The organism is Mucilaginibacter robiniae, assembly GCF_012849215.1.
Taxonomy (GTDB): Bacteria; Bacteroidota; Bacteroidia; order Sphingobacteriales; family Sphingobacteriaceae; genus Mucilaginibacter; species Mucilaginibacter robiniae.
Genome location: NZ_CP051682.1, coordinates 614,629 through 641,320, shown reverse-complemented (window position 1 = coordinate 641,320; position 26,692 = coordinate 614,629). Strand labels below are relative to the sequence as shown.

Here is a 26,692-nt window from a genome sequence, read left to right as displayed (position 1 = left end):
ACGACAACTACATGGAAAAATCCAGCATCGGAAAGTACAGATGGGTAATTGTTACCCTGCTGCTATTTTCAACCACTATCAACTACATGGATCGCCAGGTAATCGGCTACGTGAAAGAATTTTTCTGTATGCCCGTTGCCAAGGGGGGCTTTGGATGGACTGATACCGACTACAGTGATGTAACCTCCGCATTTACCGCTTTTTATGCAACGGTAACTATATTGGCCGGATACATTATTGATAAAATTGGTACCAAGCTGGGTTTGGCTTTATCGCTCATCATCTGGTCAATATTTGGTATACTTAATGCTTTTGTAGGGGGTAGCGTGGCCGTACATGCTTTTGTACGCAGTTTATTTGGTATTGGTGAGGCAGGTAACTTTCCGGCATCTATTAAAACCGTAGCCGAGTGGTTCCCGAAAAAGGAGCGTGCTTTAGCAACAGGTATATTTAATAGTGGAGCAAACCTGGGTGCTATGGTTACTTCGTTGTTTGTGCCTTGGTGCTTAGTATATTTTGGTTATCAGCAAGGCTGGAAGCTGGCTTACATTATTACGGGTGTAGTGGGCTTTATATGGCTGTTCTTTTGGTTTGCTATTTATACCACGCCTGCTAAAAGTAAAAAGTTAGGGCAAGAAGAATTCGATTTCATTCATAGTGATGATGTAGCTGTACATGCAGCGGCATCGGAAGATGTGGCTGTAAAAGAAGTAAATACCAGTGTGCCCTGGAAAAAGCTGTTTGGTTACCGCCAAACCTGGGCTTTTTTTACCGGCAAGTTTGTAACCGATGGCGTGTGGTGGTTTTTGCTGTTCTGGCTGCCTGATTACTTGAAAAAGCAATTTGGCTTTACCGGACATTCAGTAATGCTGCCTACCTTTATTGTGTATGGTATTGCTATTATCGGTAGTGTATTTGGCGGTAGTATTCCACTCTTCTTCATTAACCGGGGTATGGAAGTATATAAAGCGCGCATGACAGCCATGCTGATTATTGCTTTGTTCCCTTTAGTTTTAATATCAACCCAATATTTTGGCGATAAAGCCATATTTGGCGATTCGGCAGCTACGTTGGCTATAGCAGTAATCTGTATTGGTGCTGCGGCACACCAGGCATGGTCGGCCAATTTGTTCTCTACCGTGTCCGATATGTTTCCTAAAAAAGCCATCGGTTCGGTAGTTGGTATTGGTGGTATGGCCGGTGGTATAGGCGGGGTGCTAATCCAGCAAATGGCAGGCAGACTGAATACGCACTATGCTGCTACACCGCAAACCGCTTACCTGATTATGTTTGTATTCTGTGCGGTAGCCTACATTATCCCATGGACAATTATGAAAATTTTAGTGCCTCGTTTCAGACCTATCACCGATTTGTAATCTGTAACAATTCATAAAACTTTGTTACGGCTGGTAATGTTGCACTAACAAAAATCAACCTGAACATATATTTAATCTGAAAACAAAACATCATGAGTTTTAAAGACGAACTGAACAGTCTGTTTGTTGATGAAAGCCAGATACCGGAAGAATACCGGATTGAGCCTATTCATCAACGCGAGTACCTCGTGAACGGGGAAATGCGGACCTGGGATGGCGATGTAAGTGAGGTGTCATCACCTATTTGCGTACCTACCCCCGAAGGCTTGCAGCGTAAGGTTATTGGCAGCTACCCGCTAGGTACCGAAAAGGAAGCCATGGAAGCCTTGGATGCTGCTATAGCAGCTTATGACAATGGCCGTGGCGAATGGCCTACCATGGGCGTAGCCGACCGCATTAAATGTCTGCAAACCTTTGTGTACAAAATGAGCGAGCAGCGCGAACTGGTGATTAAGCTAATTATGTGGGAAATTGGTAAGTCGCTTGCTGATTCTACTAAGGAGTTTGACCGTACCATCGAATATATTAACCTGACTATTGATGCCCTGAAGGAAATTGACCGTGAATCGTCACGTTTCACAATGGCCGAAGGTGTAGTAGCGCAGATACGTCGTTCACCATTGGGTGTGGTGTTGTGTATGGGACCGTTCAACTATCCATTGAACGAAACCTTTACCACCTTGATTCCTGCTATTATCATGGGGAACACGGTACTTTTCAAACCACCAAAGCATGGTACTTTATTACACTACCCTTTACTGCGTGCTTTCCAGGAATCGTTCCCGAAAGGTGTGGTAAATACCGTTTACGGTCGTGGTGCTAATGTAACACCAGGGTTGATGGCTACCGGCAAAATTAACGTACTGGCCTTCATTGGTTCCAGCAAGGTAGCTAACGATTTGAAAAAACGTCACCCTAAAATTAACCGCCTGCGTGCAGTGTTAAGCCTGGATGCCAAAAATGCTGCTATTGTTACCAAAAGCGCTGATTTGAGCATTGCAGTAAACGAATGTATTTTGGGTGCTTTATCTTACAATGGACAACGTTGTACGGCTATAAAAATCATCCATGTACATAAAGATGTTGCTGATGAGTTTTTGAAGTTGTTAAGTGAAGGTGTAGCCAAATTGAAATTTGGTTTGCCTTGGCTGAAAGGGGTAAACCTGACCCCGGTAGCCGAACCCGGCAAACCTGCCTACCTGGAAGAATGTATCACAGATGCGAAAGCTAATGGTGCCCAGGTAGTTAATGAGAACGGTGGTGAAAACGTAGCTTCATTCGTGTATCCGGCTATAGTTTATCCGGTGAATGATAAGATGAAACTGTACCGCGAAGAACAGTTTGGTCCGGTTATCCCGGTGATTCCTTTCGAAAGTATCGAGGAGCCTATTCAATACCAGATTGATTCGCCGCACGGTATGCAGGTAAGTATTTTCAGTAACGACCCTATTGAAACTGCCCAACTGATTGATCCGTTCGTGAACCTGGTAAGCCGTGTAAATATCAACGCTCAGTGCCAACGTGGTCCGGACGTGTTTCCATTTACTGGCCGTAAAGATAGTGCTGAAGGAACCCTGTCAGTAAATGATGCATTACGTTCATTCTCTATCCGCTCGTTAGTAGCTACCAAGCTGAACGATGCCAACAAAGAGTTGTTAAATGAAATTGTGCACGATCATGATTCTAATTTCCTGAGCACAGATTACATTTTCTAGTATTTAGTTTTTTATATAATAAAGGGCGGCAAACGAAAGTTTATCGCCCTTTATTATTGGAGTAAAATTGTCTATTTAGCTGATGGTAGCAACTTTAAAGTGAAGTACATAAATGTATCATCTTTGGCATTACCGAAAGTTCCGTAGCACTGTCCAGGTTGATAACCAGCCTTTGTAATTTTGATTTGAAACTTACCTGCACCCGGATAAGTAAAGTTGGTTACACCATCTTTCTTAGTGACTTGTTTGTCCATCACCGTAGTGTCTTTCAGGTTAATGAATACAGCTGTCGCCTCATTAAGCGGTGTTTCAGATGCCTTATCTTTCAAAGTTAATTTGATGTTTTTGGTTTGAGCATAGCCTTGGTTGTTCAATAAGCATATAAAGAAAATGCTTGCAGATACAATCAGGTTAGTTTTAAGCAGTGGGTTGAAGGTTTTTATACACATATTTAAAAGTTTTGTTTAAATGACACCTGCATTTTCTTAACGTTGCATTTAGGGGAGTTATTTAAGCTTTTTACCACAAACAAATTTTGGCATACCGCCTTTAAACTTATACTTTTGCGTATACGATTATCAAAAAAACATGGCACATCATAGAGAAGAACAAAAAAGCGTTGACAGTTACTACTATCTTATCGCTTTATTAGCCGGCTTGTTTACTGGCGCTATTATCAACCGCGGTTTTATCTACATTCCAATTGGTGGTGTGCTGGGTTTATTATCAGCTGCATTGTTTTTGAAAGCGCTGGTAAAAGGTCATGAAGACATCGACTGATCGGCAGGATTTACCGCCGTTTATTAAAAATTGGAACCAGTTTTACGGTATAGTTATCGTGTGGCTGGTTTTTTTAATTTTTGTATTTTGGCTCATTACTATATCATATAAATGAGCCTGATTGATTGGATTGTTTTAGCCGTTACCTTACTCACCATTATTCTGTACGGGCTCTGGAAAAGCCGCGGCAATAAAAACATTGATCAATATCTTGCCGGGGGGCGCTCATTACCCTGGTATAACGTTGGTTTATCGGTAATGGCTACACAAGCCAGCGCCATCACCTTCCTTTCGGCACCCGGGCAGGCTTATAGTGACGGGATGCGCTTTGTACAGTTTTACTTTGGCTTGCCGCTGGCCATGATTGTACTGTGCACCACCTTTGTGCCTATTTTTCATCGTCTTAAGGTTTATACCGCATATGAGTATCTGGAACAGCGTTTTGATTTAAAAACGCGGGCGTTAACCGCTGTTTTGTTTCTGCTGCAACGCGGCTTATCAACCGGGATTACTATTTATGCACCTTCCATTATTTTGGCTACTATACTACAGCTCAATTTGGTTTATACCACGTTTTTCATTGGGCTTTTAGTTATCATTTATACGGTTTATGGCGGCAGTAAGGCAGTATCATATACACAGATGCTGCAAATGAGCATTATATTTTCGGGTATGTTTCTGGCCGGGTTACTGGTGGTTATGCTACTGCCTGGTGGCGTGAAGTTTGGTCATGCGCTGCATTTGGCTGGCAAGCTGGGCCGCATGAATGTGATTGACTGGAAGTTCAGCCCCAAAAATCAATATAATATCTGGAGCGGATTGATTGGTGGCTTCTTTTTGCAATTATCGTATTTCGGTACCGACCAAAGCCAGGTTGGTCGTTACTTAACCGGTAGTTCGGTAGGGCAGAGCCGGCTGGGGTTAATCATGAATGGTCTGATTAAAATACCCATGCAGTTTTTGATACTGCTGATTGGTGTGTTGGTATTTGCTTTTTATCAGTTTAACCGACCTCCTATGTTCTTTAACCAGTATGAGGTACAGCAGATCAAGCAAAGCCGTTATGCTACGCAGTACCAACAACTAGAAAAAGAATATGACACGGCATTTGCGGTAAAGAAGATTAAAGCAGAAGCGCTGGTGAGTGCTATGGATTCTAAGAACCAAAATGTTATTAATACAGCCAGTCAGGATTTAAAAGCAGCCGAAGCACAAACCGATACTTTGCGTAAGCAGGGTATGGCCTTAATGCAGCAAAACAGTGAAAAGGCTAATACCAACGATACTAACTACATCTTCTTAACCTTTGTAACACACTACCTGCCTCGCGGATTGGTGGGATTATTAATCGCTATTGTTTTTCTGGCATCCATGGGATCAACAGCCAGTGCTTTGAACTCATTAGCTTCTACTACGGTTGTTGATGTTTATAAACGGATTATTAACCCACAGGCTTCGGAACAAAGCTATTTGAACGCTTCCAGGCTGGCTACGGTTTTTTGGGGTGTGGTGTGTATTGGCATGGCTTTATACGCAGGCCATTTAGGTAACTTGCTGGAAGGCGTCAATAAATTAAGCTCGTATGTTTACGGTACGGTGCTGGGCGTATTCGTAGTAGCTTTCTATTTAAAAAAGATAGGCGGTCGTGCTGTATTTATAGCTGCTATCATTACCGAAGCTATAGTAATACTATGCGGATGGAAAGAATGGATAGCCTACCTATGGTTGAATGCCTTAGGCTGTATATTGGTAGTTATGCTGGCAGCCTTATTAGAGATAGTACTTCCTAAACGGGTAGTAACATAAAACAAAAGAGGCTGTCTCATAAGGGACAGTCTCTTGTTGTTTTAAGGAGATTTTTGTATCTTAAAGGCATGGGAGGCAAGATAGTCTTTAAGGAATATGATCCAGACCAGTTAACGTTTTTACCGTACAAACTGGAGGAACTGGTACCGACAGGTCATCCGGTCCGTATCGTTAAACAGGTCGTGGACGCGGTAGATGTCAAACCGATCAACCGGAAGTACAAAGGCGGCGGGGCGTCAAGTTCCCATCCCCGGCTGATGCTGAAGCTGCTGGTTTACGGCTATCTGACCAATACTTATTCCTCACGCAAACTGGAAGAACAGGCCGCGCAGAACGTACACTTCATGTGGCTTTTAGGGATGAAAAAGCCCGACCACAACACCATCAACCGTTTTCGCAGCGAGAAGTTGTCAGGCGTCTTAAAGCAGATCTTCTCACAAATCGTGTTGCTGCTCGAGCAGGAAGGTATCGTATCCTTGAAAGAAGCCGTTTTTACTGATGGTACCAAGATCGAATCAGCGGCGAACAAGTACACCTTCGTATGGGGCAAAAACATCAAGGCGAATAAAGATAAGATGAAAGCCCAGCTTGATGAACTGTGGGGTTATGCGCAAAGCATTGCCGCCGAAGAACTAAAAGATACAGCGCCCTTGGAATATAGTGAGATCAACCCGGAGAAAGTAAAGGAAACCATCTCAAAGATCAATGCAGCCTTAGATGATAAAGAAGACGTAGACAAAAAAGTAAAGCAAAAGCTGAACTACGCAAAGAAGCACTGGCCGGAGAGCCTGGCACGGTATGACGAGCAGGAAAAGTTATTAGCCGGCCGTAACAGCATGTCAAAGACCGACCCGGATGCCACCTTCATGCGGATGAAGGAAGACCATATGCTGAACGGACAACTTAAGCCGGCCTATAACCTGCAGATATCCACCCAGGAGCAATTCATCCTTAATTATACCCTGCATCAAACCTCAACCGATTACCAAACCTTGTCTTCCCATATTGAACAATACCAAGCCTTATATAAAGACCTGCCCAAAGCCATTGTTGCCGACGCCGGCTACGGATCGGATGAGAACTACGGTGTGTTAGCGCGAAAAGGCATTGAGGCTTACATCAAATACAATACGTTCGATAAGGAACAAAAGGACGGTATCAAAGCGTTCAGTAACGACAGCCTGCATTATAACGAAGCGGAGAATTACCTTGTTTGTCCGATAGGTCAATGGATGGCGCATATCGGTAACGGTCAGCGAGTCACTTCATCTGGTTTTGTACAACTGATCAGCCTTTACCGTGCCCAGAACTGTGAAGGTTGCCCGATGCGTGGTGTTTGCCATACTACACAGGGTAACCGGGTCGTTGAGATCAACCACAGCCTAAGACAACATAAACAGGCAGCCAAAGAACGGTTGAATACAGAACAGGGTATCAACCTCAGGAAACGAAGGCCGGCCGATGTGGAACCGGTATTCGCCCAATTAAAGCATAACCATGGCTTCAGACGATTCCTGCTGAAAGGGATGTCCAAGGCCGAGGTCGAAATCGGCTTATTATCCATCGCACATAACCTAAGAAAATGGAAAACCTGAAAACAAGCTTTTTATAGACTTTTAGAACCTGTTAGAATCAATCCCCGGTTCTTAAACGGCTGCTGACATCTTTCACTCAACCTTCCAACCAAAAATCATAACTAAATAAAAAACCGCCTCATATTTGACTTATGAGACGGCCTCTTTTGTTTTATACATTGTGTAGCTGACTATTATTTAGCTTGTGCAATTACGGCTTCATTCAAACGAGCATACTCTTCGTTTTTGGCCTCTTTAGCTAGTTGTGCACCTTCCTGGGCAGTAGTTATAGCAGCAGCTTTATTACCCATCTTTAACTGAATGCGGGCTTTCCAAACTTTATATACCGGGCTTTTCGGGTTCGTTTTTTCTGCTTCGGTAATCCAACCCAAAGCTTTGTTCAGGTCTTTATTGGTATTGTAATAGTACATGGCGGCAGCATAGTAAGGCTTCTTTTCGCCTTGCATAGCCGCATCTATATTCGCCATGGCACGGGTATCTACATCTGTAGTCAGATGCAGGATTACATCAGTACGTTCCCACATCAAATGCAAATCGGCAGTTGAGGGCTCCACATTGGCAAATTGCATAGTAAAGGTTTCCAGCAGGCTGTTTAAATGAGCTGGTTTTACTTTAAAGCGTAATACATCATCACCTTCTTTATAGCTGTAAGCGCCCCATTGCTTGGTGCTTTTATTTAATATAATCGTCCACTCCTTAGGGTTGGGTATGGTAAACAAGGCATACTCACCGGCTGGTATCTGGTGACCATCTATAGTTACCGCATCAGTAAAGTTAATAACGGTAGCCGTGTTGGCACCAGTACGCCATACTTCACCATAAGGTAGCAAACCTCCGAATATTTTGCGGCCATGTACATTTGGGCGAGAGTAGGTAAGGTTAATTTTACCTAAGCCAAAATCTTGCGTAACGGTTTGTGTTGAACTGGGTTGAGGTAATTTAAGCTCCTGAGCCTGGGCCTGCAGCATACTGCCTGTAACCAGCAGCATAAGCGGAGCAAATAACTTTTTCATGTTAGGAATGAGTTTAGGTAACGAAGATACTGGATTATTGCTGTAATCGGTATAAGTAAGCTAATAGCCACTACAAAGAATTACAAAATGCTATAAAAAATAAAAAGCCCCCCGGACTTGCTCTGGGGGACTTTCAACCTAAACCTTATCACAATTAAATTGGTAAGTTTACCAATTCGCTTAATTTATAACAATTACAATGCCAAAAGTTAAATACTGTTAAAGTTTTCTAAAGGTTAAGTTTTAGTAGTAATTAGGCTTGTTTTTGATTTATCGTTAAATATAGGTGTTTCAAAATGTCAGCACCTCCTGTCATGGTGTGTATTATTTTATACAATAGTGTCAGTATTTTCTAACTAGCGAGCTAAATTAGCCTTCCGACGTAAATAACCATCGGCCAGAAATAGTACGAGTACAACATCAAAAAACAAGAAAATTCGTAACGCTGAACCATTGGTATAGCTTTTTACAGGCAATAATGATTTCAGATCAACAGGTACGGTTAAGCTGCTGCCTGGTGCCGACCAGTTCATGTTTGCTAAGGCAATACCTAATAAGGCTAAAATGCTTACTATAAAAAATCCGGCAATGGCTTTTATAATGTGCGGGTTAATAGCTGCCTTTAAAGGTTTTTGGGCTTCTTCGGTACGAATGGCCTCCATCACGTTATAAGTGAAAGCCATAGATGGTTCATCCAACTCAATAGCTTGCAACTCCTGGTTAAAAGCCAGTAGTTGCTGGTATTGGTGGCGGTAAACCTCATCATCTTCAATCAGCCGGATTATGGCTTGCTGTTCTTCAGGCGTACAGGTGCCGTCTATATAGCTCCATAGTTTTTCTTCTATGTTGTTCATAGTAACTCTTTTACTTCGTGTTGTAAATTACGTTCTAGCTTTTCTTTCAAACGCTGGCGTGCTCTAAATAGTTTCACTTTCACATTATTAGGTTCAATCCCTAACGTAGCTGCAATTTCTTCTAAACTTTGTTCGCCTTTGTAAAATAAGGTAATTAATAAAGCATCATCTGCCGATAATTGCTCAATAGCCTGGTTCAGGTAGTATGACCTGGATTTATTTTCAGCACTATTATTATCAAAGCCGCCCGATTGATTTTCTAGCTGTATGAAATTATTTTCATCATCAATAGATGAAGTATCCAGCTTTTTCTTTCGTAAAAAGGTCATGGCGGTGGTATATACAATGCTGTACAACCAGGTACTGAATTTGGACTGCCCCTGAAAGTTTTGTAATGAACGGTATGCTTTTATAAAGCTATCTTGTGCAATTTCTTCAGCATCTTCACGGCTTTTGGCAAAACGCATAGCCAGCGTAAATACAAAACGCTGATGGCGCTTTACCAGATCAGCATAGGCTGATTGGTTGCCCGACAACGTTTCGGTAATTAATTCTATATCGGAGAGCTTGCTTTGCATTTTACAACCTCTCTGACTACAGCTAGTTTGTTAAGGTTACAGGTTAAATGAAAAATAAATTTATAAAAATATATTAAATAAAAGTGTGTAACCCCTGTAACCTGATTAGAAATGAGGTGGTCATAGTTTACAAATCACCGGTTGAAAAAACTTTAAAATAAATTATTAACTTAAAAGAATTAAATATCATGGGAGTCTCTAAAGAATTAGTCGGAATTTTGGTGCCACTTGGCTTTTTTGCTATGGTGTTCGGCATTGTATACTTATACAAACGTGAACGTATGGCGATGATTGAACGCGGGATGGATCCACGCCGTTATAAACCACAATCAGCACCCTATCAAAATTTAAAATGGGGGTTATTATTGATTGGTGCAGGCTTAGGTATGTTCTTTGCCTTTTTACTGGATGAAACAGTTTTTGCACATACAGATAACGATAACGATGTAATTTATACCGCCTTGGTGGCTATATTTGGTGGTGCAGGTTTGTTATTATCTTACCTGATTGAAAAGAAAGATATGCATAAAGACAAAGATAAAGTTGAAGTTCACGTACCTGAAAAAATTTACGAGTAAGCTTACTACCAACAATCAATTTGTAAAAAGCCTTGCCTGTAAAAACAGGCAAGGCTTTTTAGTTTACAAATACCTTTCGTTTAAAATATGCAGATGGTGTAATTCATGGCCGGCCGCAATATAGAGCAGCGCCCTGACAGATATAATATTACCATTGGCTAAGCCAGTCTTCAATGAATCAGGTTCAGTAATGGTGCGGAAAAAATATAAGTTAGATTCACGTACGGTTTTGAATTCCAATGCCAAATCATTCAAATCGCGTTCATTAAAGTGGGCATTGGTTACAAATAAATCCTGATCAAAGCCCGGTAAATTGGTTTGATCGTTGCGAATAAAGCGGAGTGTACGGTAAGCAAAAATACGTTCCGAGTCAATTAAGTGACCCAATACTTCTTTAATGGTCCATTTGCCTTCGGCATAAGCAAAGTCGCCTTTGCCTGCTGGTAAGCTTATGAAAAAGTTATAAGTGCTGTCTTTAAGCCGGGTAAGTGTTTCTATGGTATTGCCTTGACTAGCCAAGCTTATATAGTTGGCGTAAAAAGGAGCATACTCATCAGGCTGCGGTTGGTTGATCATCTTTTACCTTCTTTAATATAATTCTGAAAGTAGTGCCTTTGCCCAGTTCCGAATCTTTTACAAAAATTTGCCCATTATGATAGTTTTCTACCATACGCTTGGTTAACGACAGGCCTAAGCCCCAGCCACGTTTACGGGTAGTGTAACCAGGCCTGAAAACCGTTTTGAATTTAGATCTGGCAATACCTTTACCGGTATCAATCACATCAATATAAATCAGGTTTTTGGTTTTGCTACTGTTGATGTTCACTTTAATGCTGCCTTTACCTTCAATGGCATTCACCGCATTTTTTAGCAGGTTTTCAACTACCCAAGCAAATAAGGGTACATTCAAGCTGGCCATAAATTGCGGGTTGCCATTAAGCTCAAAGCTAATTTTATCGCTAACACGCACCTTAAAGTAATCCATAAAATCTTTTACCACGGCATATACCGAATGTGGCTCCAACACGGGCTTTGAGCCAATTTTTGAAAATCGGTCAGCCACAATTTCCAATCGTTGCACATCATTAGCCATTTCAGCTATGAGTGGGTCGTCCTCGGCATCAAACTTATCTTTCAATAGTTCAATCCAAGCCAGCAATGAAGATATAGGCGTACCCAGCTGATGCGCTGTCTCTTTAGCCAAACCTACCCAAACCTGGTTTTGCTCTGATTTACGTGCCGAACTAAATGCCGTATAGGCGACCACTAAAAACACAGCAATAATAGTAAGCTGTATGTAAGGGAAGATACGTAGTTCGGTAAGCAGCAAAGAATCTTTGTAGTAAACCAACCAATACCCTCCAAAAGATTCTGGCACCTTAATCTTAATAGGGCGGTGCTGATCTTTCATAATGCTTAACTCCCCTTGAAAATAAGCCAAATCATACTTCTTTTTGCCGGCTAACTCTGTAATGCCTTGAGTTGGGATAAAAGTTTTGTTGGTATCTAACCCGCGCTGAAACTTAAAATCTCCTTTTTCATCGGTAACCAGGGCTGGTACAGTTAAACTATCACGTACCTCAAAAAAGTAATTAAGCTGATCGTTATCATCGGTTGATAAAATCTGCTTCATGGTAATAGCCCAAACCTGAGCGCGGGTACGTTCTGATTTGGCTATATTTTTAACCAGGTACTGGGTATATAATAAAGAGCTGCTGGCAATAATGACGGCAAAAATCAGCAGTAAATATTTCCAGCGTTTTTTTCGTTGATAGGGGTTGGGGGTGCTCATAAATCAGTTCAAAAGTACATAAAACCCATTGAGGTTGATACGGTTTGTATTTGCCTAAAGGTTTTATTTGTATAGCGGTTTACTTGTACTGTTAAGGTACTTGTTAGGTGGCTATTACCTATTAACACTTAAATTACTATTTTTTGTTGTTATTTTGAGAGTACTAAGCATAAACTAAATCTGCCGGCATTTATTGTTCATGACCATAACGCAAATACTTCAACATTACTGGAGGCACGATCAGTTCAGACCCTTACAGCAGGAGATAATTGAATCGGTAATGCAGGGGCAGGATACTTTGGCTTTGCTGCCTACCGGTGGTGGTAAATCTATTTGCTATCAGGTGCCGGCTATGGCTAAAGAAGGGATTTGCCTGGTGATTTCGCCGCTGATTGCCTTGATGAAAGATCAGGTAGATAATTTAAAAGCGAAAGGTATTGATGCCATTGCTATTGTATCGGGCATGGGCAAGCGTGAGGTAGATATTGCTTTAGATAATTGTATTTACGGGCCGGTTAAGTTCCTGTATCTATCGCCCGAGCGCCTGCAATCTGATTTAGTGCGCGAACGCATTAAATACATGAAGGTAAGCCTGATTGCAGTAGATGAAGCCCATTGTATATCACAATGGGGATATGATTTCAGGCCGCCTTACCTGCATATTGCCGATTTGCGACAATTACTGCCTAAAACACCTGTGCTGGCGCTTACCGCTACGGCCACTACTGAAGTAAAAGCTGATATTCAGGAAAAGTTATTGTTTAAAGCTACCAATGTATTTCAGCTTAGCTTCGAACGCAAAAACATTAGTTACCTGGTGCAGTATGAAGAAAACAAGCTGCGGAAAATGCTCGATATTGTACGTGGTGTAAAAGGTACAGGCATTATATATGTACGTAGCCGCAAGGAAACTACCGAGATGGCTAAGTTTTTAACCGCTTACGGTTTTGAGGCCGACTATTACCATGCTGGCCTGACTGCCGATTTACGCTCGGCTAAGCAGGAGCAGTGGAAGGCCAATAGTACCCGAATAATTGTAGCTACCAATGCATTCGGAATGGGGATTGATAAGCCGGACGTGCGTTTTGTAATTCATAAAGACTTGCCCGAAAGTTTGGAAGCGTATTACCAGGAAGCAGGTCGGGCTGGGCGCGATGAGCAGAAAGCGTTTGCCGTACTGTTGTTTAACCAAGCTGATCAGCAAAAGCAAGAAAAGAAGTTTGAACTTAGCTTCCCGACGTTGGAAGAAATTAAACAAACTTATCATTACTTGGCTAACTACTATCAACTGGCTTATGGGGCAGGCGAGGGGTTAAGCTTTGATTTGGATTTGGCCGAGTTTTGCAGCCGCTTTAAGCAGGATGCCCTGAAAACGTTGAACGCTCTGAAGTTTTTAGAGCAAGCCGAATACCTGTCGTTTAATGAAAGCGTGTTTTTGCCATCACGATTTAGGTTTGAGGTTTATAATGAAGAGTTGTATAACTTTCAAATACAAAACCCGGCATGGGATCCTTTCATCAAAACCTTATTACGCTCGTATGGTGGTGCTTTTGATAACTTTGTACGCATACGCGAGTTTGATGTATCAAAGCGCACCAACCTTAACGTGCAGCAGGTTATAGATGCTTTGCAGCAACTGCATGATTTTGGTGTGCTCAATTATCAGCGCCAAACTGATAAACCACAGGTAACCTACTTAAAACCTCGCCAAACCTCCGAACACCTCTTGATTGACAAGCGGTATATGGACCAGCGCAAAGCCGTTTACCAAAAGAAGATGGAAGCTATTATTGCTTATGCTCAGCACAAGCAATGCCGCAGTCAGCAACTGTTGGCTTATTTTGGTGAACTGAATGCACCCAAATGCGGCGTATGTGATATTTGCCTGCAAGAAAAGCGCCAGCAAGGTGCCGGTCAGTTGCAGGAGATGATTGTAGATGACATACTACAACTGCTTAATAGCGGCCCGGCCGATTTAGAACATTTGGTGAACACGATTAAACAAGGTCAGAAAGCGGAGCGCTTAACCGCCATACGCCAGCTTTTAGATAGCGGCAGGATAAAAACTAATGGTGAGAAGTATTACCTATAACTTAAATAAGTAGTACTTAAATACCATAGCCTACAAAAAAGAAATCCCTTTGCTTTATTCACAAAGGGATTTTTTATGCTTGATAAAGATTAACTTATTTTACCAGTTGCAGAATCTTGCTGGTACGTTCGCGAGCTTCATTAGCCAGTTGCACGTTTTTAGCCAGCGATTGTCCGTAAGACGGAATCATGCGTTTAAACTTAGCCTGCCATTCCGGTGATTGAGCTTTATCTTTAAAGCAGCGTTCAATCAGCTGAATCATGATAGAAACTGATGTAGATGCACCTGGTGATGCACCCAGTAAAGCGGCAATGCTACCATCGGCAGCGGTAACTACTTCAGTACCAAATTCAAGTACGCCGCCTTTTTTAGGATCTTTTTTAATTACCTGTACACGTTGACCGGCAATATCTAAACTCCAATCTTCCGGACGAGCATGCGGGAAATATTCACGCAACGCTTCCATACGATCATCTTGCGATTGGGTAACCTGGCTAACTAAGTAACGGGTAAGCGGAATATTGTCAATACCGGCTTTCATCATAGGGGCTATGTTGCTCAGTTTGATGGAGCCAAATAAATCCCACAAAGAACCCTGCTTCAGGAAACGGGTAGAAAAACCAGCATACGGGCCAAATAGTAAAGCCTTTTTACCATTAATCATCCGGGTATCCAGGTGAGGAACTGACATAGGTGGCGAACCTACCGAAGCTTTACCATATACCTTAGCCTGGTGCCGTTCAATAACTGATTCATTGTGGCAAACCAGCCATTGTCCACTTACCGGGAAACCGCCAAAGCCTTTGCTTTCTGGGATGCCAGATTTTTGTAGCAGATGTAATGCACCACCACCAGCACCGATAAATACAAACTTGGCGTTTAAGGTACGGCTACTGCCAGATTTTAAATTTTTAACCGAAACTTTCCAGCTTTGGTCTTTATTACGTTTTACGTTGGTTACATCGTGTTGCAAATGCAAGTTTACGCCCGATTGTTTCTGCATGTAATCGAACAAACTGTTAGTTAAGGCACCAAAGTTTACGTCGGTACCTAAATCCATTTTGGTTGCCGATACTTTCAATGATTTGTCGCGGCCTTCCATTACGAGCGGAATCCACTGCATCAGCTGGTCGGTATGTTCAGAGTATTGCATACCGGCAAACAAGTGGTGTTTAGCCAATGCTTCATAACGCTTTTTCAGGTAAGCTACATTATCATCACCCCACACAAAACTCATGTGCGGCACGGGGGTAATGAATGATTTAGGCTCGGGCAATAATTTCTGCTCTACCAAAAACGACCAGAATTCTTTAGTAGTTTCAAACTGTTCCGCAATCTTGATGGCCTTCGAAATATCTACCGTACCATCAGAAAGTTCTGGCGTATAGTTCAGCTCGCAAAAAGCCGAGTGGCCTGTACCGGCATTGTTCATCGCATCCGAGCTTTCGGCGGCCATGGTATCCAGCCTTTCAAACATTTCAATGGTCAGGTCGGGTTGTAGTTCTTTCAGCATGGCGCCCAAAGTAGCGCTCATAATGCCAGCCCCGATTAAAACTACGTCAGCTTCCGTATTTTTATTAAGTTGGTTATTACTCATTTTGGTTTCGAACAGTACAAATGTACACGCAAATTACTTTGTACCTAAATTTTAAGGAACTATTATCCGGTTTAGCTACATAAAAATTACAATTTCATGTACCTGCCCGCACTTTAAACTAAACAGTTACACAATGGATTGTTTTTTCAGAATGCATAAATAAAAAATATACCTGCCTTATGCAATTTTATAAGGAAAGTAGTGAATTTATGATATTCGTAATTTCTCAATATTGTGTACAGCCGTTTGTAAGTGTGGGTAAATTATTCATGATGCTTCAAATACGGGTAAGTCCGTCACGCCACAACTTCAAATGAAAATACAAGCAGTCACAACAAAAAAGCCCGCTACCATAATGAAATGGAAACGGGCTATTACTATAATCTATCTACTTAATGCAGTATTTCCTGCAATAAATCTTTAAACGACTGGCGGATTACGTCTTTTTCTTTGTCGTCGCCTTTAATCAAGGTTTTGGTAAAGTTTACCATCTGGTTAAAGGTAATATGTGGTGGCAGCGGTGGCACTGATGGGTCAACCATGGCTTCAATCAAGGTAGGGCGGTCAGCCGACAAAGCGGCATCCCATGCCGGACCAATTTGCTCTGGTTTGTCAATCTTGATACCTTTCAAACCTAGCAGCTCTGCATATTGCGCAAAGTGGAAATCAGGAATAGATTGTGAACCCACAAATTCAGGGTTACCATTGGTTACGCGTTGTTCCCAAGTTACCATATTTAAATCCTGATTGTTCAGTACCAGGATAATCAGGCGCGGATCGCTCCATTTCTTGTAATACTTAGAAATGGTAATCATGCCATTAATGCCCAGCATCTGCATAGCACCATCACCAATAATAGCAATTGGCACACGGTCAGGATAAGCAAACTTGGCAGCCGTAATATAAGGTACCCCCGGGCACATGGTAGCCAATGAGCCAGATAGCGAAGCCATCATGCCTTCTCTAAATTTCAAGTTACGCGCAAACCAGCTGGCTGATGAACCTGAATCGGCCGTTACAATACAACGGTCGGGTAAACGTGATGATAGTTCTTGTACTACCAACTGTGGGTTCAATGGTTTAGCTTCAACTTTCGATTTGGCTTCTACCACTTTCCACCAATCGGCTACATTTTTCTCAATGCTTTCACGCCATGAGCGGTCTTCATGATATTGTAACAATGGTAATAAGGCTTTTAAGGTAGCTTTGCTGTCGCCAATCAGGTTTACTTCGGTTGGGTAACGCAGGCTCACCATTTTAGGGTCAATATCAATCTGTACTGCACGGGCTTGTCCTTCTTTCGGTAAAAATTCTGAATAAGGGAAACCTGTACCTATCATGAATAAAGTATCACACTCGGACATTAGTTCCCAGCTGGCACTAGTCCCCAGCAAGCCAATTGCACCAGTAACATAAGGCAAATCATCAGGTAAAATGGCACGACCTAATAAAGCTTTAGCAATACCGGCACCTAATACATCAGCCAGTTGCTTTAGTTCTTCGGCGGCATCTTTAGCACCAATACCGGCCAATATGGCTATCTTTTTACCTGCATTTAAAACGGCAGCAGCTTTCTGTAATTCAGATGATGGCGGAACAGGTAATTCAATGCTATGGCCAATGCCCGTAAATACACTACCGTGTTTACGTGGCGGCGCCTCTACCGCATCCATTTCTTGAACATCATTCGGAAGAATTACGCAGGTTACCGTACGTTCAGCTTTAGCAATGCGGATAGCGCGATCAATTACCTGACGCGCTTGGGCCGGGTCGGTAATCATGTGTACATATTCATGAGCCACATCTTTAAACAAGGAAATTAAATCTACTTCCTGTTGGTATGTAGCGCCTAATGATAATTGCGATTGCTGACCTACAATAGCCACTACAGGTTGGTGGTCAAGCTTAGCATCATATAAGCCATTCAGCATGTGTATAGCGCCTGGGCCGGAGGTTGACATACATACGCCTACTTCGCCGGTAAACTTGGCGTAGCCACAGGCCATAAAAGCCGCGTTTTCTTCGTGTGCAACCTGAATGAATTCAATTTTATCCTGGGCTTTATCTAAAGCGCCCATTACTCCGTTAATACCATCACCGGTATAACCAAAAATACGGTTAATTCCCCAGGCATGCAGCCGGTCTACTATGTATTCGCTAACGTTTTTGCTCATGGTTTTGCTGTTAATCTATAATCGGCCTGCGCTTTAGGCAGGTGTAATTATTAACTGGCAGTTGATAAAATTGTTTCCAAAATATCTGATTTAGAAAAATGGCGTAAGCGTAAATAATATATTGACTTTTAATTTTTTTTAATAGAACATTGCTCCGTTTATTATCGTTATAACTTATTAAATATCAAATCTTATGACAAAAAAATTACTTAACTCTTTTGCACTGGCTGTATGCGGTGTTTTGTTGTGTTTGATTGCAGCTGATATTAATGGAAAATGGGTAGGCGCATTTGATTACAACGGAAATGATGTGGCTGTTGCTGCCGATTTTAAAGTAGATGGTGATAAACTAACCGGTACTATAACTACACCATTTGGCTTATCGGAAATTAAAGAAGGCAAGATTGATAAAGACCAGCTTAGCTACAAAATTAATTTGAATGGCGAAGACATTCCAAGTGAGGGAAAGGTTTATTCTGATTCGATTAATGTGAAATTTAACTACCACGGGCAGGATTTTTTAGGTACACTGAAAAGACCCAAAAACTAAAAACATCACCGTGCATAAAAAGAGGCCGTCTCATAAGTCAAATATGAGGCGGTTTTTTATTTAGTTATGATTTTTGGTTGGAAGGTTGAGTGAAAGATGTCAGCAGCCGTTTAAGAACCGGGGGATTGATTCTAACAGGTTCTAAAAGTCTATAAAAAGCTTGTTTTCAGGTTTTCCATTTTCTTAGGTTATGTGCGATGGATAATAAGCCGATTTCGACCTCGGCCTTGGACATCCCTTTCAGCAGGAATCGTCTGAAGCCATGGTTATGCTTTAATTGGGCGAATACCGGTTCCACATCGGCCGGCCTTCGTTTCCTGAGGTTGATACCCTGTTCTGTATTCAACCGTTCTTTGGCTGCCTGTTTATGTTGTCTTAGGCTGTGGTTGATCTCAACGACCCGGTTACCCTGTGTAGTATGGCAAACACCACGCATCGGGCAACCTTCACAGTTCTGGGCACGGTAACGGCTGATCAGTTGTACAAAACCAGATGAAGTGACTCGCTGACCGTTACCGATATGCGCCATCCATTGACCTATCGGACAAACAAGGTAATTCTCCGCTTCGTTATAATGCAGGCTGTCGTTACTGAACGCTTTGATACCGTCCTTTTGTTCCTTATCGAACGTATTGTATTTGATGTAAGCCTCAATGCCTTTTCGCGCTAACACACCGTAGTTCTCATCCGATCCGTAGCCGGTGTCGGCAACAATGGCTTTGGGCAGGTCTTTATATAAGGCTTGGTATTGTTCAATATGGGAAGACAAGGTTTGGTAATCGGTTGAGGTTTGATGCAGGGTATAATTAAGGATGAATTGCTCCTGGGTGGATATCTGCAGGTTATAGGCCGGCTTAAGTTGTCCGTTCAGCATATGGTCTTCCTTCATCCGCATGAAGGTGGCATCCGGGTCGGTCTTTGACATGCTGTTACGGCCGGCTAATAACTTTTCCTGCTCGTCATACCGTGCCAGGCTCTCCGGCCAGTGCTTCTTTGCGTAGTTCAGCTTTTGCTTTACTTTTTTGTCTACGTCTTCTTTATCATCTAAGGCTGCATTGATCTTTGAGATGGTTTCCTTTACTTTCTCCGGGTTGATCTCACTATATTCCAAGGGCGCTGTATCTTTTAGTTCTTCGGCGGCAATGCTTTGCGCATAACCCCACAGTTCATCAAGCTGGGCTTTCATCTTATCTTTATTCGCCTTGATGTTTTTGCCCCATACGAAGGTGTACTTGTTCGCCGCTGATTCGATCTTGGTACCATCAGTAAAAACGGCTTCTTTCAAGGATACGATACCTTCCTGCTCGAGCAGCAACACGATTTGTGAGAAGATCTGCTTTAAGACGCCTGACAACTTCTCGCTGCGAAAACGGTTGATGGTGTTGTGGTCGGGCTTTTTCATCCCTAAAAGCCACATGAAGTGTACGTTCTGTGCCGCCTGTTCTTCCAGTTTGCGTGAGGAATAAGTATTGGTCAGATAGCCGTAAACCAGCAGCTTCAGCATCAGCCGGGGATGGAAACTTGACGCCCCGCCGCCTTTGTACTTCCGGTTGATCGGTTTGACATCTACCGTGTCCACGACCTGTTTAACGATACGGACCGGATGACCTGTCGGTACCAGTTCCTCCAGTTTGTACGGTAAAAACGTTAACTGGTCTGGATCATATTCCTTAAAGACTATCTTGCCTCCCATGCCTTTAAGATACCAAAAATATCCTAAAACAACAAGAGACTGTCCCTTATGAGACAGCCTCTTTTTATGTGTATTCATTTTACTGCCTGGTTGATGGAAACAACAATGCAGTTAACAGTTTATTAAGTACAAAAACAAAGAGTGGGGCTGCCAGTACATCAATGGTATAATGCACGTGTTGTACCAATACCAATACGCCTACCACTACGGCACCCAGTAAGGCAAACCGCTTATCTGATTTTTTATGCAAGCAGTAATACATAGCCAGCAAGGTAGATACGTGGCCTGAATAAAATAAATCTTTAGTAATGTTAGCATGACCGTAAAAAACACCCGTAAGCGGATCTACCAAATTCATAAGATTTGCCGGCGGGGCTAATGGAATTAGCGTAATGGTAATCATGCGCGTAATGCATATAGCTGAATACAGCCACAAGTATTTAATAAAAATTTCAGGTTTATACACGGCCCTAACCAGTGTTAGCAGCGCCATGCTCCAAATAATCAGGAAGAGGTAAATGGACACATTGTAAGCTGGAGTGTGCGACAGTATCCGATCATTCAGCTGTATGCCGGGGCGTTTTTCAATATTTTGAAAAAAAATAGGTAGTACAGAAATAAGTATAGCGGCTATAAAACAGCCAATAAGCATCAATATGCGTAATGATGGCGTTTGCCAAGTAGTTTTCCAGTTGCGTTTCAAAGAAAGTGTTACGTTACGGCTCACAATAATAAAACTAAGGGTGGTCAAAATTAGCGTTTGCTGTTAATATGTTAAATAATTTTTATGTCAATATTAAATTAATGTACAATTTGACTGGTGTACTATAGTTTGGTTTAAAGTAACTTTGACCTGTTAAAAACCTAAGATGATGAAATATAAGTTGGGTGATTTTGTGCGCTTTGTGGATGAAAGGCGGGAAGGCTATGTAACCCGTATAATTGACGACCAGATGATTGGCGTTACCGACGAAGACGACTTTGAGATACCCGTACTGGCCAGTAAAGTAACATCAGTACACGGCCATGTATCCAAACGCGATAAAACCGATGTGGTTCATGATACGCCGGTTGTGCCTGCTGCTGAGTTCAAAACTAAAGGTATCTACCTTGGGGTAGTGAGTGATGCTAAGGCGGCATCAGTAGTGCATTTTCATTTAATTAATAATACTTCTTTCCAGTTATTGGTAGCCCATAGTACCGGTAAGCAGGAGAGTTATAAAGGAGAGTATGCCGGTATTGTAGCGCCACAATCGGCTACAGAAATTTATTCGGCACAGTTGGCCGATATACAACTATGGCCTGAGTTCCAATTACAGGCTTTGTATTTTACCCGCCAGCAAACTGCACCGCATGAGCCGCTTGTGTTTAAAGAAAAATTTAAAGCTAAAGATTTTGCCGGCGCTAAAAAGCCATTGCCTGTACTCAACCAAAATGGTTGGCTCATCAGGTTGGATGAGGATGATCTGGTTATAGATGCTGAAAAATTAAAAGAAAGCTTTTTCAAACCCGCTCAGGAAAAGCAGCAGGTAGATAAACCTGGCAACGAGGTGGATTTGCATATTGAAAAATTACGGCAAGACCACCAGTTTATGAACAGCAGTGAAATACTGAATATTCAGCTGGAGCATTTTAAAAAGGCGCTGGATGCGGCTATTGTACACCAATTGCATGAAATTACTTTTATACACGGAGCAGGAAATGGCATACTGCGCCATGAACTGCATAAGCAATTAGGTAAACACCAAAAGGTAAAAACCTTTTTAGATGCCCGTAAAGAGAAGTTTGGCTACGGGGCTACCAAAGTAATTCTAAAATAGGTATGCCTAATAAGCTGAATAATTCAGTTACTTTGCGCCAATTTTAAATCAAGTTTTACGGGTATAGTTACTTCATGCAGGAGCTAGTTTGCCCATTTGCAAAAATGAAAAGAGTTGTTGTAACCGGATTAGGTGTGGTATCGGCCTTAGGCACTGATGTAAGCACTTTCTGGCAAAATATAGTAAACGGACAAAGCGGCGCTAAAACTATCACCCGCTTTAATCCTGAAAAGTTTAAAACGCAGTTTGCAGCCCAGTTGCCTGATGATTTCAGCACGGCACAGTTTCTGGATCGGAACGAGATTAAACGGAACGATCTGTATACGCAATATGCATTAATTGCTGCTCAACAAGCCATTACAGATTCTGGTTTTGATGTATCTGCCATGTCGCCGTATGATGTAGGGGTGATTTTTGGTTCGGCACAGGGTGGAATGGAAACCTTTGAGGAGCAAATCAGCGAGTACACACAAGCGCAGAATGAGCCGCATTTCAACCCGTTCTTTATCCCTAAAACGCTGGTGAATATGGCAGGAGGTTTAATTTCTATCAAATATGGTTTGATGGGAATTAACTATACTACTGTATCCGCATGTGCCAGTGCCAATAGCGCCATTATGGATGCGCTAAACTACATACGCTGGGGCAAGGCTAAAATCATGATTACCGGCGGCGCTGATGCGCCTATTACCGAAGGTTCTATTGGTGGGTACAATGCATTAAAAGCTTTATCTACCCGTAACAATGACCCTCAAGCGGCATCACGCCCGTTTGATACCGAACGTGATGGCTTTGTAATGGGCGAAGGTGCCGGCGTACTAGTATTGGAAGAGTACGAACATGCTAAAGCTCGCGGTGCTCATATTTATGCCGAACTGGCTGGTGCAGCCATGACATCCGATGCTTACCACATTACGGCTACGCACCCGGAAGGTAAAGGTGCCATTAAAGGTATGGAATTGGCCTTACAAGATGCCGGATTGAATGCCGACGAAGTAGATTACTTGAATGCCCATGCTACCTCTACGCCAGTGGGCGACTTAAGCGAAGCGAAAGCTATACATGCAGTTTTCCAGAACAATGCAGGTTTAGCAGTAAGCGCCACCAAATCCATGACGGGGCATTTGCTTGGAGCAGCTGGTGCAGTAGAGGCTATTATTGCTATCCGGTCGGTTACTGATAATGTGGTTCCACCAACTATCAACACTACACAGTTAGATGAACGTTTACCATCCGGCTTGCAGATTGTAACCGGACAAGCTTTGCAAAAAACTGTTAATGCTGCGCTGAGCAATACCTTTGGCTTCGGCGGGCATAACAGTGTAGTCGTATTTAAAAAGATATAAATTACTTAATCAGGGAACAGGTAATTGTAGCCTTATAGCTCATTAAGCCTATCCAAATAGCTTTCTGCCTGTTCCATGATTTTCTGTTTCTCATCAGGCTTCATCTTTTTTAAAGTCAGGTAAGCCATGCCAATACGCGGATTGCCTTGCAGCTTTTCGGCGTTCCGGTCAAAGAAGTTCCAGTACAAGCTATTGTATGGGCAGGCGCGTTCACCATGTTTGGTTTTATAATCATAGTGACAATGCTTGCAATAATCACTCATTTTATTGATGTAGGCCGCAGTTGCTACATAGGGCTTTGAAGCAATAAAGCCGCCATCGGCAAACTGGCTCATGCCTCGGGTATTGGTAATTTCAACCCATTGTATGGCATCCACATAAACACCCAGATACCAGGCATCCACCTCATCGGGGTGTAAGCCAGCCAGCAGGGCAAAATTGCCGATGACCATAAGCCGTTGTATGTGGTGTGCCCAAGCATGGTTTAAGGACTGACCGATACATTTGTTCAGGCAGTTCATGCGGGTTTTACCATCCCAAAACCAGTGGGGGAGTGGCGTTTGATGATTGAAGAAGTTTTTCTCTTCATAACCCGGCATTTGTGCCCAATATACGCCCCGCATAAACTCGCGCCAGCCTACCACTTGTCTGATATAGCCTTCTACTTGTGCTAATGAAATTTCATCCTGGTGCTGGTTATAGTAGATTAATACCCGACTCACCACCTCGGCTGGTGATATCAGTTTGGAGTTTTGCGCAAACGACATGCGCGAGTGAAATAAGCTGATATGGTCTTGCAACATGGCATCTTCATAAGTGCCAAAATGGGGTAGCAGGTGTTCGCAAAAATAGTCAAGCGATTTCAACGCTTCCTGGCGGGATAATGGCCATTCAAGGTTGGCGGCATCTACATTACCAAAATATTTAACGCCCATTTGGTCAACCAGTGCTTTCAGTTCCGATACATCATGGTGATATTGTATTGGTTCTTCCAGCGGTACCTTGCCATCGTATTTTTTACGGTTATCAGCGTCAAAGTTCCAGCGGTCGCCTACTGGCTCATCGCCTTGCATTAAAATGTGGAGTTTTTCGCGCATGTAGCGGTAGAAGTTTTCCATCAGGTATCGCTTTTTGTCGCCAAAAAAGTTTTTTACATCAAAGCGTTCAGTCAGGAAATGTTCAGTATCTGCATAGGCTGTTTCAATAGCTAACTTTTGGCAAATGCTTTTAAGCTGTTCATCCAAACGGTATTCATCCGGTAACTGGTATTCAAAACGGGTAATCTGTTGCTGCTCAATAATGCGTTGCAGATTCTTTTCAAAGTCTTGCTGGTTATGCTCATCATCCAGCTTGATGTAAATTACCTGATGACCTTTCTTTTGAAGCTGATAAGCAAAGTTCCTCATCGCCCCGAAAAAAGCCAATATTTTTTGTACATGATGCATCACATACGCCTGCTCTTGCATCACCTCAAGCATAATGTAGGTAATGTTAGTATCAATTTGTTTGTACCAGCTATGGTTGCTGTTTAACTGATCGCCCAAAATTAGGCGTAGGGTTTTGGTCATGCATTACATAACGCAGTGGTTAATTTGTGGTTTGGTTAGGTAAGCAGCATGGTACTACTAAAAAGAGTATAGTGTTTACGGTAAACTTATTTTTTAGTGGTGCTTATAGATAGCTGGTTAATCCAACTGGATACTTTTTGTAAAGCTGCTGGATTTGCCGTTTCAGTAATCTCGCTATACTCGGTTGTAGAGCCGGTTTTTGCTTGTTGAAACAAATGGTTCAAGCCAAGCATGGCCACTTCCTGGTGGTTTTTATTACCAGCTTTTTGCAAATTGGTTTTAATAGCAGCTAAGTTAGTGGTACTGTTCACCTGCATATCCAACGTCCCGTTGATAGCCAGCACTGGACATTTTATTTTGGTGAGGTAATCGGCAGGCTTAAAGGTGATAAAGTACCTAAACCAAGGGTTGCTTATTGCATTTACGCTGCTGTTAACAACATCCTCTAATTTGTTGTTACCTAAAGCACCAGCCGGATAGTTGTGAAAATCCTGGTACAAAACGGTAGCTAATTGAGCCTTGAAAGCACTATCGGGTAAGTTTTGGTACTGCTTGGCAGCTGCATAAAGTTTTTGGTTAGTAGCCTCGTTGCGCTGAATAACATCGGCAGGGGTACCAGCCAAACGCATAAAACTGGCATTCTGCTGTACCATCAATTCATTAATCGGTACGCCTGGGCCTGCTAACAGTACAAGGAACTTCACATTGGCATTACGGCTGGCTACCATTGGGGCAATCATGCCGCCTTCGCTATGGCCGATCAGCCCTACAGTCAGCTGCTTCAGATCAGTTCTGGAATGAATATAGTTAACCGCAGCTTCTGCATCATCAGCCAGGTCAGCAGTAGTGGCAGTGGCATAATCGCCAGTTGATTGATCAATACCCCGATCGTCATACCGCAGAGTAGCTATTCCTTGGCGGGTCAGCCAATCGCTCCAAACCAGAAAGGGACGATGATTATACTGTGCTATCTCTTCATTCCTGTTTTCCGGACCTGAACCTGTAATAAATACTACGATTTTACTGGCTTTTCCGTTGGGAGGTAATGTAAGTGTTCCCGCTAATCGGTTACCTGCTTTAGGGTTAGTAAATGTTACATCTTCCCTGTGGTATGGAAAACTGGTTGGATCTTGCGGTCGGGCTGCCAATGCCGACTTGATTCCCAATGGTTTGTTAGCCGATAAGTTAAGCGGAAAGGAGCCGCCGCCTTGCAAAAAGTTGCCAGCAATTTGATTACTATCGGGGTGGTAAGTGCCAACGTATTTGATACCGAATTTGGCTAAATCAATGGTAATCTGGTTACCGGTAACAGCAGTTGCTGTAGCAGGTAAGCCATTAGCCCCTTGTGTAGGGCTATCCATACTGCCGGTGTAAGCATCTCCGGTTTTATTAATATGGAATACCAGCGGTATTTTGTTGCCTTGTACATTTAATGTACCGTACCAGGTACCCACCAAGCTTTGGGCATGCAAGCTAAAAGCTATGATGATAAGGGTTAAGGTGATGAAAAGCTTTTTCATGATGGTTGGATTGGACAGACGAACAGTTGCATACCTCTGCAAGCTATCATCTGCAAAATGATGCTTGATAAGCAGGTGCAGTATACCATAAATTCAGGTTTTTTAAAAGTGCAGGTAGTAACAATTTAAACCATATACTACCCAGGTCTCAATCGGTGTGATTATTTACAAGTGTTACCCGACTTCACAGGTATTTGCTATATGGAGTAAGCTTAAACAAGTGTAATGAATTAAGAGTTATGTTG

The 26,692-nt window shown here is 42.5% G+C and carries 22 protein-coding genes; 10 read left to right on the top strand and 12 right to left on the bottom strand.

The window, feature by feature from the left end; all coding sequences use genetic code 11:
- Positions 1 to 11 precede the first annotated feature (11 nt).
- Together HH214_RS02940 and HH214_RS02935 are read left to right on the top strand one after the other, a co-directional pair.
- The gene (locus HH214_RS02940; protein WP_169605926.1) at positions 12 to 1,376 is read left to right on the top strand and encodes an MFS transporter; all 1,365 of its coding nucleotides are present in this window, start codon (positions 12 to 14) and stop codon (positions 1,374 to 1,376) included.
- A gap of 92 nt (positions 1,377 to 1,468) precedes the next feature.
- Entirely contained in the window at positions 1,469 to 3,091 is a 1,623-nt protein-coding gene (locus tag HH214_RS02935; protein WP_169605925.1) for an NADP-dependent glyceraldehyde-3-phosphate dehydrogenase, read from the top strand.
- Positions 3,092 to 3,162: 71 nt separating this feature from the next.
- On the opposite strand, the gene HH214_RS02930 is transcribed toward HH214_RS02935, so the two are convergent.
- Positions 3,163 to 3,540 (bottom strand): hypothetical protein, encoded by a 378-nt coding sequence (locus HH214_RS02930; protein WP_169605924.1) that lies wholly within the window; start codon positions 3,538 to 3,540, stop codon positions 3,163 to 3,165.
- Between the two features lie 139 nt (positions 3,541 to 3,679).
- Between HH214_RS02930 and HH214_RS02925 the strand changes: the two genes are divergently transcribed.
- From HH214_RS02925 to HH214_RS02915, 3 genes are all read left to right on the top strand, one after another.
- A complete protein-coding gene (locus HH214_RS02925) occupies positions 3,680 to 3,871 on the top strand; it encodes a hypothetical protein (RefSeq protein ID WP_169605923.1) in 192 nt (63 codons plus the stop codon).
- 111 nt (positions 3,872 to 3,982) lie between these two features.
- On the top strand, positions 3,983 to 5,677 hold the full coding sequence (locus HH214_RS02920) for a sodium:solute symporter (RefSeq protein ID WP_169605922.1): 1,695 nt from the start codon (positions 3,983 to 3,985) through the stop codon (positions 5,675 to 5,677).
- A gap of 68 nt (positions 5,678 to 5,745) precedes the next feature.
- The gene (locus tag HH214_RS02915) at positions 5,746 to 7,272 is read left to right on the top strand and encodes an IS1182 family transposase (protein WP_169605921.1); all 1,527 of its coding nucleotides are present in this window, start codon (positions 5,746 to 5,748) and stop codon (positions 7,270 to 7,272) included.
- Between the two features lie 173 nt (positions 7,273 to 7,445).
- Here HH214_RS02915 and HH214_RS02910 read toward each other — a convergent pair whose 3' ends face one another.
- The 3 genes from HH214_RS02910 to HH214_RS02900 all read right to left on the bottom strand — a co-directional run bounded on the left by HH214_RS02910 (position 7,446) and on the right by HH214_RS02900 (position 9,717).
- A complete protein-coding gene (locus tag HH214_RS02910; RefSeq protein ID WP_169605920.1) occupies positions 7,446 to 8,285 on the bottom strand; it encodes a DUF2911 domain-containing protein in 840 nt (279 codons plus the stop codon).
- Positions 8,286 to 8,641: 356 nt separating this feature from the next.
- Positions 8,642 to 9,139: an anti-sigma factor gene (locus tag HH214_RS02905; RefSeq protein WP_169605919.1), complete on the bottom strand. Its 498-nt coding sequence runs from the start codon at positions 9,137 to 9,139 to the stop codon at positions 8,642 to 8,644.
- Positions 9,136 to 9,717: an RNA polymerase sigma factor gene (locus HH214_RS02900; RefSeq protein ID WP_169605918.1), complete on the bottom strand. Its 582-nt coding sequence runs from the start codon at positions 9,715 to 9,717 to the stop codon at positions 9,136 to 9,138. Before HH214_RS02900 ends, HH214_RS02905 begins: the two co-directional genes overlap by 4 nt.
- A gap of 188 nt (positions 9,718 to 9,905) precedes the next feature.
- On the opposite strand from HH214_RS02900, the gene HH214_RS02895 reads away from it, so the two are divergent.
- Complete coding sequence (locus HH214_RS02895; RefSeq protein ID WP_169605917.1) at positions 9,906 to 10,295, top strand: DUF6249 domain-containing protein; 390 nt, start codon at positions 9,906 to 9,908, stop codon at positions 10,293 to 10,295.
- Positions 10,296 to 10,358: 63 nt separating this feature from the next.
- On the opposite strand, the gene HH214_RS02890 is transcribed toward HH214_RS02895, so the two are convergent.
- Entirely contained in the window at positions 10,359 to 10,871 is a 513-nt protein-coding gene (locus tag HH214_RS02890) for a DinB family protein (RefSeq protein ID WP_169605916.1), read from the bottom strand.
- Entirely contained in the window at positions 10,849 to 12,087 is a 1,239-nt protein-coding gene (locus tag HH214_RS02885; RefSeq protein ID WP_169605915.1) for a sensor histidine kinase, read from the bottom strand. The genes HH214_RS02890 and HH214_RS02885 overlap by 23 nt, the downstream gene beginning before the upstream one ends.
- Positions 12,088 to 12,286: 199 nt before the next feature.
- On the opposite strand from HH214_RS02885, the gene HH214_RS02880 reads away from it, so the two are divergent.
- Positions 12,287 to 14,179, top strand: coding sequence for a RecQ family ATP-dependent DNA helicase (locus HH214_RS02880; RefSeq protein ID WP_169605914.1), 1,893 nt, complete (start codon positions 12,287 to 12,289; stop codon positions 14,177 to 14,179).
- Between the two features lie 94 nt (positions 14,180 to 14,273).
- Here HH214_RS02880 and HH214_RS02875 read toward each other — a convergent pair whose 3' ends face one another.
- A complete protein-coding gene (locus HH214_RS02875) occupies positions 14,274 to 15,776 on the bottom strand; it encodes a malate:quinone oxidoreductase (RefSeq protein ID WP_169605913.1) in 1,503 nt (500 codons plus the stop codon).
- Positions 15,777 to 16,168: 392 nt separating this feature from the next.
- Entirely contained in the window at positions 16,169 to 17,950 is a 1,782-nt protein-coding gene (locus HH214_RS02870) for a thiamine pyrophosphate-requiring protein (protein WP_169605912.1), read from the bottom strand.
- A gap of 193 nt (positions 17,951 to 18,143) precedes the next feature.
- On the opposite strand from HH214_RS02870, the gene HH214_RS02865 reads away from it, so the two are divergent.
- Entirely contained in the window at positions 18,144 to 18,500 is a 357-nt protein-coding gene (locus tag HH214_RS02865; protein ID WP_169605911.1) for a hypothetical protein, read from the top strand.
- 166 nt (positions 18,501 to 18,666) lie between these two features.
- On the opposite strand, the gene HH214_RS02860 is transcribed toward HH214_RS02865, so the two are convergent.
- Positions 18,667 to 20,193, bottom strand: coding sequence for an IS1182 family transposase (locus tag HH214_RS02860; protein WP_169605910.1), 1,527 nt, complete (start codon positions 20,191 to 20,193; stop codon positions 18,667 to 18,669).
- Positions 20,194 to 20,272: 79 nt separating this feature from the next.
- The gene (locus tag HH214_RS02855; protein WP_211166296.1) at positions 20,273 to 20,944 is read right to left on the bottom strand and encodes a phosphatase PAP2-related protein; all 672 of its coding nucleotides are present in this window, start codon (positions 20,942 to 20,944) and stop codon (positions 20,273 to 20,275) included.
- 118 nt (positions 20,945 to 21,062) lie between these two features.
- On the opposite strand from HH214_RS02855, the gene HH214_RS02850 reads away from it, so the two are divergent.
- Together HH214_RS02850 and fabF are read left to right on the top strand one after the other, a co-directional pair.
- A complete protein-coding gene (locus HH214_RS02850; RefSeq protein WP_315853183.1) occupies positions 21,063 to 22,013 on the top strand; it encodes a Smr/MutS family protein in 951 nt (316 codons plus the stop codon).
- Between the two features lie 104 nt (positions 22,014 to 22,117).
- Positions 22,118 to 23,359, top strand: a complete 1,242-nt coding sequence (gene fabF, locus HH214_RS02845; RefSeq protein ID WP_169605908.1) for a beta-ketoacyl-ACP synthase II — start codon at positions 22,118 to 22,120, stop codon at positions 23,357 to 23,359.
- A 32-nt stretch (positions 23,360 to 23,391) separates the two neighbouring features.
- On the opposite strand, the gene HH214_RS02840 is transcribed toward fabF, so the two are convergent.
- Positions 23,392 to 24,927, bottom strand: coding sequence for a cryptochrome/photolyase family protein (locus HH214_RS02840; RefSeq protein ID WP_169605907.1), 1,536 nt, complete (start codon positions 24,925 to 24,927; stop codon positions 23,392 to 23,394).
- 86 nt (positions 24,928 to 25,013) lie between these two features.
- Positions 25,014 to 26,447: an alpha/beta hydrolase family protein gene (locus HH214_RS02835; protein WP_169605906.1), complete on the bottom strand. Its 1,434-nt coding sequence runs from the start codon at positions 26,445 to 26,447 to the stop codon at positions 25,014 to 25,016.
- Positions 26,448 to 26,692: the final 245 nt, after the last annotated feature.

Coding starts and splice junctions, on each gene's coding strand:
- HH214_RS02940 (WP_169605926.1), top strand. CDS start 12: ATGGAAAAATCCAGCATCGGAAAGTACAGATGGGTAATTGTTACCCTG.
- HH214_RS02935 (WP_169605925.1), top strand. CDS start 1,469: ATGAGTTTTAAAGACGAACTGAACAGTCTGTTTGTTGATGAAAGCCAG.
- HH214_RS02930 (WP_169605924.1), bottom strand. CDS start 3,540: ATGTGTATAAAAACCTTCAACCCACTGCTTAAAACTAACCTGATTGTA.
- HH214_RS02925 (WP_169605923.1), top strand. CDS start 3,680: ATGGCACATCATAGAGAAGAACAAAAAAGCGTTGACAGTTACTACTAT.
- HH214_RS02920 (WP_169605922.1), top strand. CDS start 3,983: ATGAGCCTGATTGATTGGATTGTTTTAGCCGTTACCTTACTCACCATT.
- HH214_RS02915 (WP_169605921.1), top strand. CDS start 5,746: ATGGGAGGCAAGATAGTCTTTAAGGAATATGATCCAGACCAGTTAACG.
- HH214_RS02910 (WP_169605920.1), bottom strand. CDS start 8,285: ATGAAAAAGTTATTTGCTCCGCTTATGCTGCTGGTTACAGGCAGTATG.
- HH214_RS02905 (WP_169605919.1), bottom strand. CDS start 9,139: ATGAACAACATAGAAGAAAAACTATGGAGCTATATAGACGGCACCTGT.
- HH214_RS02900 (WP_169605918.1), bottom strand. CDS start 9,717: ATGCAAAGCAAGCTCTCCGATATAGAATTAATTACCGAAACGTTGTCG.
- HH214_RS02895 (WP_169605917.1), top strand. CDS start 9,906: ATGGGAGTCTCTAAAGAATTAGTCGGAATTTTGGTGCCACTTGGCTTT.
- HH214_RS02890 (WP_169605916.1), bottom strand. CDS start 10,871: ATGATCAACCAACCGCAGCCTGATGAGTATGCTCCTTTTTACGCCAAC.
- HH214_RS02885 (WP_169605915.1), bottom strand. CDS start 12,087: ATGAGCACCCCCAACCCCTATCAACGAAAAAAACGCTGGAAATATTTA.
- HH214_RS02880 (WP_169605914.1), top strand. CDS start 12,287: ATGACCATAACGCAAATACTTCAACATTACTGGAGGCACGATCAGTTC.
- HH214_RS02875 (WP_169605913.1), bottom strand. CDS start 15,776: ATGAGTAATAACCAACTTAATAAAAATACGGAAGCTGACGTAGTTTTA.
- HH214_RS02870 (WP_169605912.1), bottom strand. CDS start 17,950: ATGAGCAAAAACGTTAGCGAATACATAGTAGACCGGCTGCATGCCTGG.
- HH214_RS02865 (WP_169605911.1), top strand. CDS start 18,144: ATGACAAAAAAATTACTTAACTCTTTTGCACTGGCTGTATGCGGTGTT.
- HH214_RS02860 (WP_169605910.1), bottom strand. CDS start 20,193: ATGGGAGGCAAGATAGTCTTTAAGGAATATGATCCAGACCAGTTAACG.
- HH214_RS02850 (WP_315853183.1), top strand. CDS start 21,063: ATGATGAAATATAAGTTGGGTGATTTTGTGCGCTTTGTGGATGAAAGG.
- fabF (WP_169605908.1), top strand. CDS start 22,118: ATGAAAAGAGTTGTTGTAACCGGATTAGGTGTGGTATCGGCCTTAGGC.
- HH214_RS02840 (WP_169605907.1), bottom strand. CDS start 24,927: ATGACCAAAACCCTACGCCTAATTTTGGGCGATCAGTTAAACAGCAAC.
- HH214_RS02835 (WP_169605906.1), bottom strand. CDS start 26,447: ATGAAAAAGCTTTTCATCACCTTAACCCTTATCATCATAGCTTTTAGC.